The following is a 15,918-nucleotide window of genomic DNA, read 5'->3' as shown; positions in this document are numbered from 1 at the left end:
TGGAGCGCCCTCAAAGATTTGAATATTAATAACACTAACGAACGGGATTGATTCCCGATAAATTTTGGAACGATGGCACATCCCAAGAGTAGAGGATCGAAGCAGAGAAAGCATAAGCGTAGAACGCACTTTAAAACGGTTGCGCCAACCGTAGCTACTTGTAAAACCACTGGTGAGAAACACCTGATGCACCGCGCTTATTTCGACGCGGAAGGTAACATGTTCTACCGCGGCAAGATGTTTATCCAGTCAAAAGAACAAGAACAGGAAGAAGAGCAACAATAAGTAGCTCCATAACCTGACGCGTCCATGGAGACCATAAGAAAATAGCTCCCATCAGTTGATTTGATGTGGGGCTTTTCTTGTATCCCACGGATAAATCTACGGCGCACGGGATCCCCACGGATAAATCCATGGGCTGTTTCACATGTGCGCTCCCACGGCTGAAGCCATGGGTTGCGTACGACAGCGCACGCAATCCCCGCCACCCCACGGATTCATCCGTGGGAGGCCATATACCGCCTAACCCACGAATTTATTCGTGGGACATTCGGGGCACCAACGATAAACGACATGAAAAAAATCATCAAAACAGACAAGGCTCCCGATCCAGTTGGCCCTTACAGCCAGGCCATCATCCACAATGACACCCTGTATGCCTCAGGCCAAATCGCCCTGGATCCAGCTACTGGTGTCCTCATCACCGATAACATTGAGGCAGAAACCACTCGGGTAATGCTGAACATCAAGGCCATTCTGGACGAGGCAGGCCTTTCGTTCAAAGACATCGTTAAAGCTTCGGTTTTTGTCACAGACATCAACAATTTTGCCCGCATCAATGCAGTGTATGCCACCTATTTTGATGAAGCTACTGCCCCAGCCCGGGAGTTGGTGCAAGTAAGCGCACTACCCAGAGGGGGCAATGTAGAAATTTCCGTTATTGCTGCATTCGACTAGGGAACTGAAATGTAACTTGATTTTGTTTCTGTGCCTAAGCTTTATACTTCTGCATCATGAGTGATAAAAAACGTGTACTCTCCTGCATCCAGCCTACGGGTGACATGCATTTTGGCAACTATTTTGGGGCCGTAAAAAACTGGGTTGATCTCCAGGAAACCTATGAATGCGTGTATGGCGTAGTGGACTACCACGCCATGACCATGCCCTACAACCCCATCAAATTGCGGGAAAACACCTGGGAACTGATCTTCAACCTCATGGCAGTAGGCATTGCGCCCAATAATTTGTTCATTCAGTCGCTGGTTCCTGAACACACCGAGTTGTGCTGGATATTCAACTGTTTTGCCTCCTACGGGCAATTGTCGCGCATGACCCAGTTCAAGGATAAAAGTGCAACATCTTCCGAAGGTGAAGACGGCTTCATTTCTGCTGGTTTGTTGGACTATCCCGTGCTTCAAGCTGCGGACATTTGTATTTACCGCGCCGACTATGTTCCGGTGGGCAAAGACCAGGAACAACACCTGGAATTGGCCCGCAACATCGTCCAACGCTTCAACAACCAGGTGGGTAAAGAGTACCTGATCATGCCGGAGCCCTTGTTCACTGAGTTTACCAAAATCACTTCTACTGCCGATCCCAACCGAAAAATGAGCAAAAGTGCCGGTGAAAAGCACTACATCAGCTTGTTTGCTGACAGTGATAAAATCCGCAAGCAGGTGCGCTCAGCGGTAACCGATACGGGTGAGAACACCGGGGGAGAAATGAGTCCTGGAGTAAAAAACCTGTTTGAGTTGCTCAAAGCCTGTGGCAAGATGGAGGCCTTCCAGACGCTCAAAGCGGACTATGATGCAGGTGTTTTAAAGTACGCTCCACTCAAAGAAGCCGTTGCCGAAGCATTGGTAGAAGTTTCCGAAGCCGTCCGCAACAAACGCGCCGAACTCAATACCCGCAAAAAGGAAGTAAAGGAAGAAATCAAGTCCTCTTCCGAGCAAATCCGTCGTCGGGCTCAACAAACCTTGCGAGAGGTGAAAGAACTATCAGGTTTGATGAACGTCAAATATTAAAGCATATGAAAATCATCTGCATCGGACGCAACTATGCCGAACACGCCAAAGAACTCAACAACGCAGTACCTGAAGATCCAGTGGTCTTCATGAAGCCTCCCTCAGCACTGTTGGTGGGAGACAAACCTTTTTATTATCCCGAGTTCACCCAAGACTTGCATTACGAAGGGGAAATTGTACTGAAAGTATGCAAAAATGGCCGCCATGTGCAGCCAGAATTTGCCCACGAGTACTACAATGAAATTGCCTTCGGCATCGACTTCACCGCCCGGGACATCCAGTCCAAATGTAAGGCCAAAGGTTTACCCTGGGAGATTGCTAAGGGCTTTGATGGCTCCGCCGTGTTGAGCGATTTTGTTCCAATGGATCAAATCGCCGACCCCAAATCCATTCATTTCGAATTGAAGAAAAATGGGGAAACTGCTCAAAAGGGCGACACCGCGGATGTAATTTTTTCCTTTGAAGACATCATCGTGTATGTGTCCAAATTCTTCAAATTGCAGATGGGGGACATTATTTATACGGGCACTCCTGCTGGCGTTGGGCCAGTGAAAGTTGGGGATACTTTGGAAGGGTTTATCGAGTTGAAAGCTGAGAATAAGCAGTTTTTGACTTGTGAAATAAAGTAATGAGCACTTATTTTTTTATCGCCCCATAATCACTTTCTCAACCTTGCGGATGCGAAATTATTTGCTTTTTCCCCTTCCTAACAACTGTGTACGCACATAGAACTGGATATCACTAAAGCACCAGCAAAAAACCAGAATTACTACTGATTTGATCCATTCTTCCATAATGACTGAGATTAATAGTGGTGAATGAAGAGGCAATTGGAAAAAGGAGGGCTGATTGGGGCTTAACAACTAATGTCAAATAAAAAGAAGGGCGCTCACTCATTGGAGCGCCCCTCATATATGAATCATAATCACTTTCGGATTTTGCAAACGCTCTTAGGGAACGATTAAAAAGGGGAAGAACATTCTCACTTTCCTCCCCTTGCCAAAGAATTCTCATGAAAAAATTTACTATTTATCGAGATCCCTACTTTGCGCAACGCATGTACGAGTGCATCTATCGCATTCGTGACAAATTTCAGCGTTTGGTCACTGGGCTGGCTATTTATACCGATCGAAATCGGAATTTCCACTTTGTAGAATTTAGAGAGAGTTTTTGGGGCTCCGAGGTCGTTTATACATTTAACAGTTATGTGCTACTGGATCATTCACCCGAAGAACTGGCCAATGACCCCAATCCCTTTGCCGCAGTGACGGAAGCAGCCTGGCAATACATTAACAAACCTAAAGATGAGCAGGCCTTGGCTCAGTTAAAACTGGACATGATCAGGCGTTTGTTGAGACGTAATCTGCCTAAAAATCAAGTCAAAGCCATCATCAGTTTTATAACCCTTTATGTAGATTTTGAAAATTCAGCAATAAGGGATAAATTTGAAAAAGATTTGATCATCGTTACCAAAGCAGATCAACCTATGGGAATTGAACAAGCTATTCAAGAAGAATTAAAGCGGCAAGGCATTGAACAAGGGCTTGCCATGGGCATTGAACAAGGCATCGAACAGGGTATCGAAAAAGGAATCGAGCAAGGTATTGAAAAAGGTGAAGCCATGCGGGATGAAGAGTTGCTCAAAAATGCCGTGCCTGAGCTTTTCCAAATGGGGCTTGACGCTCAAAGAATTGCCAGCATTCTAAATCTTTCGCTAGAAGACGTTCAAAACGTGATTGATCAATTGCCTGAAGAGCAATAGAAAATGTCGAGCCCTGCTCCCCCTACCTCATCTTCTGAAAAAACGCCTTCAGCAACGCACTGCACTCCTCGTGTAACACCCCGTATTCCAGTGTCGTTTTGGGGTGCAGCAATTCTTTCCCAATCCGCATAAATCCCCGCTTATCATCCCCGGCACCATAGACCAGACGCCCCATTTGAGCCCAAAAAATCGCCCCGGCGCACATGTTACAGGGCTCCAGGGTAACGTATAAGGTACAATCCGGCAGGTATTTGCTATTGAGGTAATTGGAAGCAGCGGTGATGGACAAAATTTCAGCGTGTGCCGTTACATCCAATAATTTTTCGGTGGTATTGTGTCCGCGGGCTATGATGCGGTTTTCACAGGCGATTACTGCGCCAACCGGGATTTCGCCTTCATCAAAAGCCAGTTGAGCTTCCCTGAGTGCTTCACGCATAAAGTATTCATCTCCGCGAAAATGTAGCATAATTAAGGTCTTTTGTAAGAATCTTATCTTTGATTTGCCATGACGAATGTACTTATTTTCTTTTTATCCAGACAATTCCTATTTTTGCACCGTTTTAGTGGAAAGGGGACTCAGGAAGGGTTTTTTCCGCCAGTATAATCTACTATAATCATTAGACCATGCCTTATTTATTCACATCTGAATCTGTATCTGAGGGGCATCCGGACAAGATCGCCGATCAAATTTCCGATGCATTGATTGATCATTTCCTGGCGTTTGACTCCAGCTCCAAAGTTGCTTGCGAAACGCTGGTAACCACTGGTCAGGTCGTACTTGCAGGTGAAGTCAAATCCAAAGTATACCTAGATGTACAGCAGATCGCTCGCGATGTAATCCGCCGCATTGGGTACACCAAGTCGGAATACATGTTTGAGGCCAATTCTTGTGGAATTCTTTCGGCCATCCACGAACAATCACCCGACATCAACCAAGGGGTAGAACGCGAAAACCCCGAAGATCAGGGAGCTGGCGACCAGGGTATGATGTTCGGTTATGCGACCAACGAAACCGACAATTACATGCCTTTGCCTTTGGACCTCTCCCACCGCATTTTGCTGGAGTTGTCCAATATCCGCAAAACGCATGCTGACCTGATGCCTTACCTGCGCCCAGATGCCAAAAGCCAGGTAACCATTGAATACTCTGACGATCATCAGCCCATCCGCATCGACTCTATCGTTGTTTCTACACAGCACGATGATTTTGCGGATGACGCTACCATGCTCAACCGCATCCGCCAGGACATCATTCACATCCTGATTCCTCGGGTGAAAGCTCAACTACCTGAGCGTTTGCATGGCTTGTTCAACGATCAAATCACCTACCACATCAACCCAACCGGTAAGTTCGTAATCGGTGGTCCTCACGGGGATACTGGTCTGACTGGCCGCAAAATCATCGTAGATACTTACGGTGGTCGTGGTGCCCACGGTGGTGGTGCCTTCTCTGGCAAAGACCCCTCTAAAGTAGACCGTTCTGCGGCTTACGCTACCCGCCACATCGCCAAAAACCTGGTTGCTGCCGGGGTTTGTGATGAGGTACTGGTACAGGTTTCTTACGCCATCGGGGTAGCCAAACCAACCAACATCTACATCAACACCAATGGTACTGCTAAAGTACAATTGAGCGATGGCGCGATTGCCGCAAAAGTGGCGGATATTTTTGACATGCGTCCTTACGCCATCGAAAAGCGTTTGAAACTGCGCACGCCAATTTACTCTGAAACAGCTGCTTATGGCCACATGGGTCGTACGCCTGAAATTAAAAAAGTCCAGTTGCGCGATGGTGCCGGCCAATTCGTAGAACACGAAGTGGAAACCTTCACCTGGGAGAAACTGGATCACGTGGATAAAGTTAAAGCAGCTTTTGGGCTGTAAACTTTCCATTATTCGATAAAAAAAGCGGCTGTTTCGCAAGAGACAGTCGCTTTTTTTTTATTCAAAATTGTGCGCTAAACCCTCAAAAACACCTTCTTCAAATACATAAAGTACAAAAAGCCCCATTTGACCAAAAGCACCATCGTTGCCAATACGACCGCGGCGTAAGGCTCACTAAACAACTGCATCAGCCACGTAAACAAAGCCTGCGCCGTGAAAGTCCAGTCGATAAAGCCATCCGACATATAAATCAAAATGGAGTTCATCCCAATGATGGCAAAAAAGAAGGCCCAGCGGCGATAACCCAGCACATCGATCACATAATAAAACAAGGACAAAAGCAATAAGCTCACCCCTCCCGCTTGCAGCACAAAGGAGCTCGTCCAGAGGTTTTTATTGATGGGAAAAACCAGGTTCCAGGCCTGTGCCAAAATCAAGGATACCACCCCCATGATCAACATTTGCAATGCTTTGCGCGAACCACTCATGGTGCCATGCTTCAACAGATTGCCGCAATAAATGCCCAATAGGGCTGTACCAATGGCCGGAATACAACTCACCAATCCTTCTGGGTCGTGAATGTCTTTGTACAAATGCCCGGGCACGATCAGGCGATCGATATACGAGGCAAAATTACCTTCCATGGTCATATCCCCCATGGGGAAGCCGGGAGCAGCATTCAGGGCCAGTAGCAGCCAATACCCGATCAGCAAAGCCACAAACCAGATGATTTGCCCCATTTGTTTGGTGTAGAGGTAAATGATGTTGGCAAACATGTAGGCCAAACCTATCCGCCCCAATACGCTGGGGAAACGAATCTCTGCGAGGGGCTTCAACACCAGTCCATTGTTGTAAATCACACCCAGCAACACCAGCAGCAGCCCCCGCCGAATCACGCGCAGCAACAACTGCTGTCGAGGGGTTCCCTTTTCCAGATCCCGCCCCACCGAGTAAGGGGTCGCTACCCCAGCCAGGAATAAAAAGAGTGGGAAAATATTGTCGTAAAGGGTGTATCCATGCCAGTCCGGGTGGGTCAATTGCCCAGCAATGGCCTCCCAAAAGGGGGTGGGGCTAGCCTCGGCCATGCTGTGAAAAATGGCTTCAGCCCCCATGATCCAGAACATATCAAAGCCGCGTAGGGCGTCCAGGGAGTAGAGCCGCTGGGTGGTAGGTGTTGTCGTCGTCATAAACCAGTGCGTTTTTTGGTAGGGTGAAGTTAAACGGAATATTTGAGTGGTGATAAAGAAGGGGCTCAAAATAATGGAAGAATTTGGAGGGGGGCTTTTTTGAAGAAATCGGGCTTTTTTGGGCACATTTCTTCAATTATCCATTTCTATTTTTGAAGAAATGGGGTCAAACAAGGGCGATTTCTTCAAATTAAGCAGATTTTGGAGCTTTACTACTACCCTTCTGACGACTTAATTCGCCTTCAAAAACAAATATTATCTGGAGGATGTGGACAATTAGGTTCCGATGGATAAGTTGTTTGCTTTTTAGGGGATGGAAAATGAAAAGCTGTTGACAGGATTGGCTATTATCATACCTGATTTATTGTTTGATTTCTATTGCAAGAGAAACACTTTTGGGGGAGTTTGGTTATTTCTTGGAGAGGTTTATTCTGGTGGAGGGAGCACAGCAGCGGTTTCATGGGTGCCGTGGCGGCAAGCGTTGGCTTTGCGGGTTGGGCTAAAGCCGCCATGTTTGACCATGCTTTATTAGGCAGCGAAATAAAAAAAATCGGGTCAGATATTCAACTGCCCGATTTTTTTGTAAAAGAAACCCATTTATTTCACCACTGTGCTTACCTCGCCACCCATATTCGGCGGATAGGCAGCAAAAAACGCCGCTACGTCGGGATGACTGGAAAAGCCAGGATTGCCAGCGATGTTGAAAAATGCCTGCTGGCTTTGATACACCGTCATGCCTACTACGATGTTGGGATCGAGAGCAGACACCCACTGATATTCAGCTATGCGGCCCGTTTGTTGCGCCAGCACCGCCAAGAATGCGCCCAATTTGGCTTCATAATCTGCTCGGTTGAAATTGGGGTATAGGGAAAGATTGCGCACCGCTACTTCCAAGATTTGCCCCGACTTGGCCACCTGGCTCAAATCCACTGCCGTGCCTGCCACCTTGGGTTTCATGGCAGTGAATACCAAGGCATCGAAGGTACTGAAAAATGCCCCCGCTTCTGCTGAAGTGCCAATGTCGTTGCCGACTTTATGAAAGGTGGCGAGGTCTTCATATTGGGTCATGCCGATATAGACCGGGCGGGTAGGGTCCTGTGCCGGGTTGAAGTGGAAAAAGGAGGCATATTCCCGGTCGTTCGAGGCACCTTCCTGTTTGGTAAGTAAGTTGATGAAATTAGTACGGGCTTGCTCGAAAGTAGTAAGTTTCCCAGCTTTTACTTGACGGATAGCGATTTCCACCACATCGTCGGTTTTGTCGGTGGGCGTGTTTTCGTCTTTGTCGCAACCCAGGATGGAAAGACTAAAAAACGCCAATAGCATTAATGCAAAATTCTTCATTGGGAAATTGATTTTTTCGTTGAAAAAGTCATGATTTTAATTGTGATTGAATCTGTGCCACGACAGTTGGGAAATCAAAATAATCCCAGTCTTCCGCCACTTTGCCATCCACAAAACGGCACATAATCATGCCTTCGAAATGCAGCCGGGCACCGCTCGCCGGAAAGCCCAGAAACTCGCCCTGATGGGTGCCCGTAAAGTGAAAGCGAAGTACCAAACGGTCGCCTTCGGCAACCATGTCCAATATTTCCGATTTCAAATCAGGGATGGCTGCGTGAAATCCTGCGATGGCTACTTTAAAGCCCTGCGGCGTATGCGCTGTCATGCCCCCCAAACCGTGATAGACATAATCGTCGGTCAGGTATTCGTCAATGGGTGTGTAATCTTTTTCATTGACCACTTTTTGCGAAATAAAGCGGGCAATTTCTTTGTGCTTTTCTGTCATCCTATTTATTGGTTGTTGGCAGAAACTGCATATTGCAACGCAACAGGCTCGAAGGTGGAGAAATAAGTACCTGCTTCGGGCAGCGACTGCACCTTGCCCGCAATGGCCTGGAAGGCTTCCTGGCTTTCATAAACCGACATACCTACCGTAAGCCCTTCCACGTCTTTGCCTCCCACCACTTTAAATTCCCAACTGCCTGCTACGCCAGCCTGCCCGTTGAGCCAGTTGACAAATGCCTTGCGGGAGGATTGGAAATTGGCTTCCTGCCCGGGTTTTACACGGCGCACCGCAAGCTCCAGCACCTGTCCGGGTTTGGCGGCGAGTTCGCCCAAATCGAATGTACCGCCCTCTATCGGCTGCACAAAGACGTAGGCTTTCAAATCCATTGTTTTGGCGAATTTCATGAACTTGCCCAGCACTTTGCCCTGCACCTTACCTACGGTTTGGCCGGTGGCGTACTGCGTCATGCCGATGAACACTTCTTGCTTGTCAGGTTCGGGCAGGGCATAAAAAGACTGGAATTCCCGGTCGTTGCTCACCCCGTCCTGAGCTTTGAGGGCGGTGATGAAGTTGGCTCTGCGGGCGGTAAAATCCTCCTTCATGCCATCTTTGACCTTGCGCACAGCAATTTCAAAAACGGGAGATTGAGGGTCGTTTAAAAGCCCTTTTTTAACGGGGGAACAACTGGCTAAAATGCTGATGAATGGGATAAAAACGAAGTATCTCATTGTCTGAATTTGTTTAAAGTTTAATTAATGGCTACCCATTTCTCCGAATAGGAAGCCAAGGTAGAGGTCGAACATCATAGGCGATTCCCGGTGCGGGTAGGCTTCGAGCAATCGGGCTTTAAAAGCGTCCTTTCCCAAACCATCCTCAAAAAGCCGTTGTGCAGTTTGGATGTAGCGGATATTGTTGTGGATTTCGTCCTTGGTGCAGGGCAAGCCATGTCCGGCAAGGATATAGTCATAGCCTTCTGTATCGGCGAGCCGTTGGAGTTCGGTAGCCCATTTTTCAAACCAGCCCATGCCCAGCCAGATGTGCACACCGCTGTACACCAAATCCTGGGCGATGACGGTGCCCAGTTCGGGCAACTTGATAAGGAGTTGAGCCTCAGATTCGGCGCCTTCCACTACTTCGTACGCGTAGGTCAAACCATCAATGACCTCGGAGGTATCTGGCGCAACGCTGTGTTGTGGCACCAACATGGCATCGGGTATCAAATCGCCAAAAGTGGGTTTCTGATTTTTAATCATCTGCGGGCCCCATTCCGCGATGATTTGGTTCACACCAGCCAGTGAATAGGCATTACAATCTGAAAACGCCGATGCCAGCCCGAAATAGTGATCGGGGTGACCATGCGAGATAAAAATCCGATTAACGGGCTTGCCGAGGCTGTCCACATAAGCCCGAAACCCCTGCGCCATCGGGTTAAGGAACTGCGTGTCCACCACCACCAATTCGTGCGCCGTTTCGATAACATGTGTGGCATTGGCGGCATACGGGTAGGGCGAAATGAAACTGTGGATTTTCACACCTTGAAAATCCTTAATGACTAAAGTAGTCGAGTTGTATTTGTCCATTATTGCAGCATTTTCTTGATGAAAAATTAATGCTGCAAAGGTGGCGGCTAGTAGGGGCGGAAATTTTACCCGTTTGAAAAATATCTTACCATTTTGATAACTGCTCCCGGAAGGTCAATGGCGACTCCCCCGTCATCTGCTTGAAAAAGCGGGCGAAATGCGGAGGTGCTGAAAAATTGAACTCGTAGGCGATTTCGGAAAAGTCTTTGGCGGTGTAGCGGATTTCCTTTTTGATTTCGGCAAGGGTGCGCTCTCGTATGATTTGGTGGGCGGTTTTTGAAAAATGCCGCTGACAGAGGTTGTTCAAATGCACCCGACTGATGCCGAGCAGCTCGGCAAACTGCTCCACAGAACGATTATTGCGCACCTCCCTGTCCAAAAGGCGGGAGAATTTGAGCACTATGGGGTCTTTCATGGTGTCCCTCGATTGACCGTAGTGCTGGCTGTATGCCCTGTGTAATTTCACAAGCAGGTAATAAATCTGGGAACGAAGTATGTGGTGGCTATCCTGTGAGAGGTTCTTGATTTCTGTCCAAATTTCACGGGCAATATTGTTCAAATGGGTGAATTCTTGTGCATTTTCAATAGGTAGGTAGGGAGGGCTATGGTTACTGTGGAAAAATCCGAACCTGAATATAAAATCCTTATCATTGAAAAACTCGTCCAAAAAATCGCTCTCAAAAAACAGCAGGTGGCACTTTTCAAAAACGGCTTTGTCTACTTTATTGATTTGTCCAGGCTTGACAAAAAGCACCATTTGGTCATGGAATGGGATTTCTTCCGTATTCAAAAAATAAGTTCCGCTGCCTTTTTCTAAAAGAATGAGCGTATAAAAATTAAGCACCATAATTTCCGCCACGATGTCCAGTTCGGTTTCGTTGCAGGCATCCATGAGGAGTTCCTTGCCGTACTTATTGCGTTCGAAATGTAGTTTTTCCATTTTTGTTGCCGCTAACGTCGTTGGTACTACCGCACTTCACCTTTCACTTAGTCGCCCCAAGGTGCGTGGATTTCTGCTTAGTCGGCACATTTTATTTTTAGGTTGCACACCGTAACACAACCTTACCCACAAAATATACACATAGCTCTAATTTTCCAAATGAGCACGAAACTAAATCTATAAATCATACAACCCCGCCTCCTCATCCCCTTCCATCATCTCCGTCAAAAGGGATTCTTGCAGTTTTTTCATTTTCTTTTTGTACCCCAATAGATCCTCGTATTTAATTCTACGATGCCGACCCACTTTTACAAAAGGAATCTCCCCAGAATCCAGCAATTTGACCAAATGAGGCCTTGAGCAGCCCAGCAAGTCTGCCGCGGCTTGGGTAGTCATTTCCGTAGCCGAGGGTAGCATTGAACCCAGCCTTCCCTGGCTTATTTCCTTGAGTAACCTTGCTAAAAATTTCAGTGCATTCAATGGTATCATCGTAAAATTCAATTGACAAAACACACCCAACAAAAAAGAGGTTCCCGAACCCCGTTCGTTTAGCTTCTGAATCGGGGTGGCTTCACGCGCTCGCCCTAGTTTGCTTACTAACTCACATTACGCATTTTATTTACCGCAGAGTTTCACCGAGTACACGCAGAGTTTCACGGAGTTTTTTTAGGAGCACCTGCGGTGCGAAGAGTACACGGAGGTCGCCTTTGCTGAAGCTTGGGTCTTTACTTTTTATCAAGTCCTATCATTCTTGGCTTGATCTTAAGCAAGATTTTCCTAGCACACAAACTCCAGCCGCCGCAGGTGGCAAACTCCTAAAACTAAAAAACTCCGTGAAACTCTGCGTGTACTCGGTGAAACTCTGCGGTAAAAAACTACGGTTAAATTGAAATCGCATTATGTATCAGTGATGATCATCTTTAGTTACTTCAGAAGTTGATGAATTGCTCTGCGTAATGTGAGTACTAAATTACCCCATTTGCCGGCCCAACCATCTATTTTCACAAAATCCCCCTTTCCCCCCCACTCCTTCAAAAATAAAACCTGATATTTGAAGAAATGTATGGTGTTCAATAGCTTGTAAGCAGACCATCATATTCGTTCAGTTGTTCCCAAAATCACCGTCATCCTGATTCATCAATATTTCCCATCACCAGTCAAAAACCCTCATCACCATGAATCGCAAGCAATTTCTAAAAAAAGCAGCTCTTGGCCTTGGTACTGCCGCCGGGCTGCCAGCTATCCTGAGCATTTCAGAAAATGTAAACGAGCCAAAACAGTTAACCACCAGTGGCACAGGTTGCGAACCTTCACCCATAGAAACGGTCGGCCCTTTTCCCAACCACGACTCAAGTTCATTACTTAAACGCAACATTGCAGTGGACAGGCCGGGCGTGGCCATGACCATGACCCTCACTGTCCTTTCCCAAAAAAATAATTGCAAACCACTACCCGGTGTTTTCGTGGATGTGTGGCATTGTGACGCCCACGGTGCCTACTCCGAGTACGGTGGTATGAGGATGCAGGCGGAGGATCACCGCCACGAACACTTTTGCCGGGGCCGTCAGATCACCGACAAAGACGGCAAAGTAAGCTTCGAAAGCATCTACCCTGGTTGGTACCGAGGCCGTGCGCCGCATATCCATGTAGAAGTGTTGGACAAAAATGAAAACTCGCTGGTGGTGAGTCAAATCGCCTTCCCGGAGGATGTGAACTCGACGGTGTATGCCACGCCAAAGTACCTGGGTAAGGCCGATACCAGCAACGACAGGGACAATATCTTCCGCGACAGCCTCGCACTGAACATGGCCGACGGCATCAGCGGTGATGTCCAAAAAGGCTATTTGTTATTGAAGACATTGACCGTTTGAAATATCAAGTATTCCCCTTTAATTGTCTGTCTCTTTTGATTTGAAGAGTTAAATAATTTTCAATCAAAAAAGGGTTCCCGAACACCGTTCGAGAACCCCCGCATTCTTACTTACCAATCTTAAACAATAAACAATTAATTCTTCTTCAGCGTATAGCTATAATTCCCGCCGATACTCAGGTTAAGTGTAACCGTGTAGTTACCCGCCGCAGGCACTTTGATGTTATCACCTCCGTACTCCAGAAATCCATCCGCTTTGGTGTCCCCAAAATTGATGGCCCAATCGTCGTTGGCGCGGAATTTGATTTCGTCGGCAGTGAGGTTTACGGTGAGCGACCAGGTTCCGGTAGCAGCATTGAATACCATATCGGTATCCGAGCCCCAGCCACCGGGAGTTCCCGAGCCAATCAAGCCCCAGGAGGTTTTGATGGCATCCCAGCTTTTGTCGTTCAAATCTGCCTTGAGCAGGTAGTAGCCAGCGCTGGGCACTTTGAAGTTGTTGCCGGGGGAAGCGATCTTTTTGGTGGTGCCATCGCCCTGGTCACCAAAGATGCCGTTGTTCCAGTTTGGTGCGTCCGTAAACTTAAACTCAGAAGCATCGCCAAAGTTCACGTAACCTTCGTAAATCTTGTTGTCTTTAACGGAAGCGAGTTTGGGTGCTTTGTCTGGTGACCAGCCCTGATAACCGCCAGGTACGTACAAAGATGGGTATTGAATGATCACGAGATAGGGAGTAGCCGAAACCGAAGTTGTACCAGAAACCAAAGTCGCAACATTGGCATTCACCGCCGCTTTTACCCGTACATCCAACTGTCCCAGGCTACCTGCACCAATCCCCAGGCGCAACAAGGCGGTATTGAGGTCGGCTACGGTATAGGTTTTGCTGAGCGCTGGACCTGCATTGAAGTCTACACTCTCTTTAAAATCGGTGCCTTTTTTAGCCAACTGCAAAGTGTAAGTCACCCCAGCCGGGTAGTTGAAATCGGCAGCAGTCCAGGTAAATTTTACGGCCTCTTTGCTGGCATCTTCCAGTTTCAAGGCAGGAGTAGCGGTAGATGCGCTCAATACGGGCGCAGCTCCCGGAATAACCACCAAACGTTGTTCATCTTTTTCACAGCTCACAATGGCCATGATGAGTATGATGGGAAATATTTTTGAAAACCAGTTTTTCATGGTCATTTATTTTTTATGTTGAAAAGTTGAGGGGTTGAGAAGTTGAGGGGAGAGTGTCGCAGGCGGTAGCCAAACTTCTAAACTCCTCAACTTCTCAACTGATTTAGTAGCCATTGTTTTGACTCAAATTCGGATTCGCCACCAAATCGGAAGCCGGAATGGGGAACAAAACCAGGTGATCTGGTACCGAACGTCCATCTTTCACGCCACCTTTCCAGGGCCAGAGGTAAGCACTACCCGTGAATTTTTTGAAGCGGATCAAATCCGTCCGGCGGTGAGCCTCCCAGTACAATTCCCGGGCACGTTCATCAAGGATGAAATCCAGACTGATGGAAGTCACGTTGCCCGTAGCGCCTTTGTAAGCACGTTGGCGCAAGGCATTGACGTATTGCAGCGCCGTAGCCTGACTGCCTCCCTGGCCACCGCGCAGGGTTGCTTCTGCGTACATCAGGTAAACATCGGCGAGGCGGAACATCGGGAAGTCGGTATCCGGGAAGTTGCCTTCAGTATCGGTACCTTTTACCCCCGTTGAACTAACGTTGCGGTATTTCGTGATGGCGTAACCATCGTTGAAGGTAAAAATGTCGCTGATGTCCAGTTTTTGACCATTGGTGTGGAACATGGCCCGGCGATCGGTAGCCCCGGTGATGTCGCTGAATTTTTCCACCAGTGCTTTGGTGGTACGCAAGCCACTCCAGCCGCCATTGATGCCAAAGTCGGCGGGGTTCATGTTGCCCCCTACCCCGGCGTGTACCAGGAAGGTCATACCGCCCCAGGTTTTGGTGCGGGTGCCGTCGAAAGTGATCGGGAAAATCATTTCGCTGGACTTGTTGTTGTCGGTCAGGAACAATTTATTGTAATCGCTTTCCAAAGCATAGCTGGCAGCCGTTACTTTGTTGCAATAAGTGATGCATTCGGTGTATTTGGCTGCACCAATGTAGGTTTCAGCGTTCAGGTACAATTTGGCCAGCAGCGCCCAGGCAGCACCCTTATCAGCACGACCATATTCGTTCTTGCGGGCATCCAGCAATTCATTTTCAATCGCTTTCAATTCCGACTCCACATAGCTGAACAACTCGGTGCGGCTCGCCTGGCGAGGCAGGAATGAACCCACTGCATCGGCCTCCGTTACAAAAGGTACACTTCCGTACATATCCAGGGCATGGTAATAGCTTAGGGCCCGCAAGAAACGCGCTTCGGCGCGGAAGATTTTGGCTTGCGTCAGGTTCTCGCCGCTGATGCCACGTTCGCTGAGTTTGGCATCGGTGGTTTCGCGAATGAACTCGTTGCACAAAGTGATTTGGTAAAAAATCCGGTTGTACATCGCGGTGATGAACTCGTTGCCGGAAGTCCAGTCCATATCGTGGTAATCGGGCAAACTGCCGTCGTTCCAGCCAATTACGGCCTCATCGGTTGGCAATTGCTGCGCTTTCCAGTACTGGCGCAGGTAGGTGCTGAAACCCTCGTCGATGCCACTGATGTCGGGGCGTCCGGCCGGGCCTTGCTGGCCACTCACCGCCAAACCCGCGTATACCTTTGCGAGGATTTGTTTGTAATTGCTAAAATCCTTGTAGACCGTAGCCGAAGTCACCTCCACAAAGGGGGTACGATCCAGGTCTTTGGTGCAGGAACTCAAGGCCACAAAAAACGCCAGGATTCCCAATTTTATGCTGTTTTTGAAAAATTGCTTTTTCATTGGATTCATTTTTGTTTTG

At 47.9% G+C, this 15,918-nt stretch carries 17 protein-coding genes; 7 read left to right on the top strand and 10 right to left on the bottom strand.

Annotated features, from left to right (window positions below):
- The first annotated feature begins 72 nt into the window (after nucleotides 1–72).
- The 5 genes from rpmF to SFV55_RS17985 all read left to right on the top strand — a co-directional run bounded on the left by rpmF (nucleotide 73) and on the right by SFV55_RS17985 (nucleotide 3,786).
- A complete protein-coding gene (gene rpmF, locus SFV55_RS18005; RefSeq protein ID WP_320030924.1) occupies nucleotides 73–285 on the top strand; it encodes a 50S ribosomal protein L32 in 213 nt (70 codons plus the stop codon).
- Between the two features lie 288 nt (nucleotides 286–573).
- Nucleotides 574–957 carry a Rid family detoxifying hydrolase gene (locus SFV55_RS18000; RefSeq protein WP_320030923.1) on the top strand — a complete coding sequence of 128 codons (384 nt, stop codon included), beginning with the start codon at nucleotides 574–576 and terminating at the stop codon, nucleotides 955–957.
- 56 nt (nucleotides 958–1,013) lie between these two features.
- The gene (gene trpS / locus SFV55_RS17995; RefSeq protein ID WP_320030922.1) at nucleotides 1,014–2,024 is read left to right on the top strand and encodes a tryptophan--tRNA ligase; all 1,011 of its coding nucleotides are present in this window, start codon (nucleotides 1,014–1,016) and stop codon (nucleotides 2,022–2,024) included.
- 5 nt (nucleotides 2,025–2,029) lie between these two features.
- Nucleotides 2,030–2,653 (top strand): fumarylacetoacetate hydrolase family protein, encoded by a 624-nt coding sequence (locus SFV55_RS17990; RefSeq protein WP_320030921.1) that lies wholly within the window; start codon nucleotides 2,030–2,032, stop codon nucleotides 2,651–2,653.
- 383 nt (nucleotides 2,654–3,036) lie between these two features.
- Nucleotides 3,037–3,786 carry a hypothetical protein gene (locus tag SFV55_RS17985; protein ID WP_320030920.1) on the top strand — a complete coding sequence of 250 codons (750 nt, stop codon included), beginning with the start codon at nucleotides 3,037–3,039 and terminating at the stop codon, nucleotides 3,784–3,786.
- A gap of 22 nt (nucleotides 3,787–3,808) precedes the next feature.
- Here the strand turns inward: SFV55_RS17985 and SFV55_RS17980 are convergent, their stop codons facing one another.
- Complete coding sequence (locus tag SFV55_RS17980; RefSeq protein WP_320030919.1) at nucleotides 3,809–4,252, bottom strand: nucleoside deaminase; 444 nt, start codon at nucleotides 4,250–4,252, stop codon at nucleotides 3,809–3,811.
- Between the two features lie 158 nt (nucleotides 4,253–4,410).
- Between SFV55_RS17980 and metK the strand changes: the two genes are divergently transcribed.
- Nucleotides 4,411–5,667 carry a methionine adenosyltransferase gene (gene metK / locus SFV55_RS17975; RefSeq protein ID WP_320030918.1) on the top strand — a complete coding sequence of 419 codons (1,257 nt, stop codon included), beginning with the start codon at nucleotides 4,411–4,413 and terminating at the stop codon, nucleotides 5,665–5,667.
- Nucleotides 5,668–5,741: 74 nt separating this feature from the next.
- Here the strand turns inward: metK and SFV55_RS17970 are convergent, their stop codons facing one another.
- From SFV55_RS17970 to SFV55_RS17940, 7 genes are all read right to left on the bottom strand, one after another.
- The gene (locus tag SFV55_RS17970; protein WP_320030917.1) at nucleotides 5,742–6,854 is read right to left on the bottom strand and encodes a DUF5009 domain-containing protein; all 1,113 of its coding nucleotides are present in this window, start codon (nucleotides 6,852–6,854) and stop codon (nucleotides 5,742–5,744) included.
- 597 nt (nucleotides 6,855–7,451) lie between these two features.
- Entirely contained in the window at nucleotides 7,452–8,195 is a 744-nt protein-coding gene (locus SFV55_RS17965) for a hypothetical protein (RefSeq protein WP_320030916.1), read from the bottom strand.
- Between the two features lie 28 nt (nucleotides 8,196–8,223).
- On the bottom strand, nucleotides 8,224–8,640 hold the full coding sequence (locus SFV55_RS17960; protein ID WP_320030915.1) for an ester cyclase: 417 nt from the start codon (nucleotides 8,638–8,640) through the stop codon (nucleotides 8,224–8,226).
- A gap of 5 nt (nucleotides 8,641–8,645) precedes the next feature.
- Complete coding sequence (locus SFV55_RS17955) at nucleotides 8,646–9,368, bottom strand: hypothetical protein (RefSeq protein WP_320030914.1); 723 nt, start codon at nucleotides 9,366–9,368, stop codon at nucleotides 8,646–8,648.
- 24 nt (nucleotides 9,369–9,392) lie between these two features.
- The gene (locus SFV55_RS17950; RefSeq protein WP_320030913.1) at nucleotides 9,393–10,220 is read right to left on the bottom strand and encodes an MBL fold metallo-hydrolase; all 828 of its coding nucleotides are present in this window, start codon (nucleotides 10,218–10,220) and stop codon (nucleotides 9,393–9,395) included.
- 85 nt (nucleotides 10,221–10,305) lie between these two features.
- Nucleotides 10,306–11,160 (bottom strand): helix-turn-helix domain-containing protein, encoded by an 855-nt coding sequence (locus SFV55_RS17945; RefSeq protein ID WP_320030912.1) that lies wholly within the window; start codon nucleotides 11,158–11,160, stop codon nucleotides 10,306–10,308.
- Nucleotides 11,161–11,337: 177 nt separating this feature from the next.
- Nucleotides 11,338–11,649: a helix-turn-helix domain-containing protein gene (locus tag SFV55_RS17940; RefSeq protein ID WP_320030911.1), complete on the bottom strand. Its 312-nt coding sequence runs from the start codon at nucleotides 11,647–11,649 to the stop codon at nucleotides 11,338–11,340.
- A 686-nt stretch (nucleotides 11,650–12,335) separates the two neighbouring features.
- Between SFV55_RS17940 and SFV55_RS17935 the strand changes: the two genes are divergently transcribed.
- Entirely contained in the window at nucleotides 12,336–13,031 is a 696-nt protein-coding gene (locus SFV55_RS17935) for a hypothetical protein (RefSeq protein ID WP_320030910.1), read from the top strand.
- A gap of 134 nt (nucleotides 13,032–13,165) precedes the next feature.
- Here SFV55_RS17935 and SFV55_RS17930 read toward each other — a convergent pair whose 3' ends face one another.
- Nucleotides 13,166–14,203 (bottom strand): SusE domain-containing protein, encoded by a 1,038-nt coding sequence (locus SFV55_RS17930; protein WP_320030909.1) that lies wholly within the window; start codon nucleotides 14,201–14,203, stop codon nucleotides 13,166–13,168.
- A 103-nt stretch (nucleotides 14,204–14,306) separates the two neighbouring features.
- Complete coding sequence (locus SFV55_RS17925) at nucleotides 14,307–15,899, bottom strand: RagB/SusD family nutrient uptake outer membrane protein (protein WP_320030908.1); 1,593 nt, start codon at nucleotides 15,897–15,899, stop codon at nucleotides 14,307–14,309.
- Between the last annotated feature and the right edge of the window lie 19 nt (nucleotides 15,900–15,918).

The sequence above is a fragment of the Haliscomenobacter sp. genome (genome assembly GCF_033763495.1).
In the GTDB taxonomy this organism is placed as follows: Bacteria; Bacteroidota; Bacteroidia; order Chitinophagales; family Saprospiraceae; genus Haliscomenobacter.
This window is presented reverse-complemented; position numbering and strand designations above follow the sequence as displayed.

Excerpts from the sequence above, each read along its gene's own strand:
- rpmF (WP_320030924.1), top strand. The coding sequence starts at position 73 with ATGGCACATCCCAAGAGTAGAGGATCGAAGCAGAGAAAGCATAAGCGT.
- SFV55_RS18000 (WP_320030923.1), top strand. The coding sequence starts at position 574 with ATGAAAAAAATCATCAAAACAGACAAGGCTCCCGATCCAGTTGGCCCT.
- trpS (WP_320030922.1), top strand. The coding sequence starts at position 1,014 with ATGAGTGATAAAAAACGTGTACTCTCCTGCATCCAGCCTACGGGTGAC.
- SFV55_RS17990 (WP_320030921.1), top strand. The coding sequence starts at position 2,030 with ATGAAAATCATCTGCATCGGACGCAACTATGCCGAACACGCCAAAGAA.
- SFV55_RS17985 (WP_320030920.1), top strand. The coding sequence starts at position 3,037 with ATGAAAAAATTTACTATTTATCGAGATCCCTACTTTGCGCAACGCATG.
- SFV55_RS17980 (WP_320030919.1), bottom strand. The coding sequence starts at position 4,252 with ATGCTACATTTTCGCGGAGATGAATACTTTATGCGTGAAGCACTCAGG.
- metK (WP_320030918.1), top strand. The coding sequence starts at position 4,411 with ATGCCTTATTTATTCACATCTGAATCTGTATCTGAGGGGCATCCGGAC.
- SFV55_RS17970 (WP_320030917.1), bottom strand. The coding sequence starts at position 6,854 with ATGACGACGACAACACCTACCACCCAGCGGCTCTACTCCCTGGACGCC.
- SFV55_RS17965 (WP_320030916.1), bottom strand. The coding sequence starts at position 8,195 with ATGAAGAATTTTGCATTAATGCTATTGGCGTTTTTTAGTCTTTCCATC.
- SFV55_RS17960 (WP_320030915.1), bottom strand. The coding sequence starts at position 8,640 with ATGACAGAAAAGCACAAAGAAATTGCCCGCTTTATTTCGCAAAAAGTG.
- SFV55_RS17955 (WP_320030914.1), bottom strand. The coding sequence starts at position 9,368 with ATGAGATACTTCGTTTTTATCCCATTCATCAGCATTTTAGCCAGTTGT.
- SFV55_RS17950 (WP_320030913.1), bottom strand. The coding sequence starts at position 10,220 with ATGGACAAATACAACTCGACTACTTTAGTCATTAAGGATTTTCAAGGT.
- SFV55_RS17945 (WP_320030912.1), bottom strand. The coding sequence starts at position 11,160 with ATGGAAAAACTACATTTCGAACGCAATAAGTACGGCAAGGAACTCCTC.
- SFV55_RS17940 (WP_320030911.1), bottom strand. The coding sequence starts at position 11,649 with ATGATACCATTGAATGCACTGAAATTTTTAGCAAGGTTACTCAAGGAA.
- SFV55_RS17935 (WP_320030910.1), top strand. The coding sequence starts at position 12,336 with ATGAATCGCAAGCAATTTCTAAAAAAAGCAGCTCTTGGCCTTGGTACT.
- SFV55_RS17930 (WP_320030909.1), bottom strand. The coding sequence starts at position 14,203 with ATGAAAAACTGGTTTTCAAAAATATTTCCCATCATACTCATCATGGCC.
- SFV55_RS17925 (WP_320030908.1), bottom strand. The coding sequence starts at position 15,899 with ATGAAAAAGCAATTTTTCAAAAACAGCATAAAATTGGGAATCCTGGCG.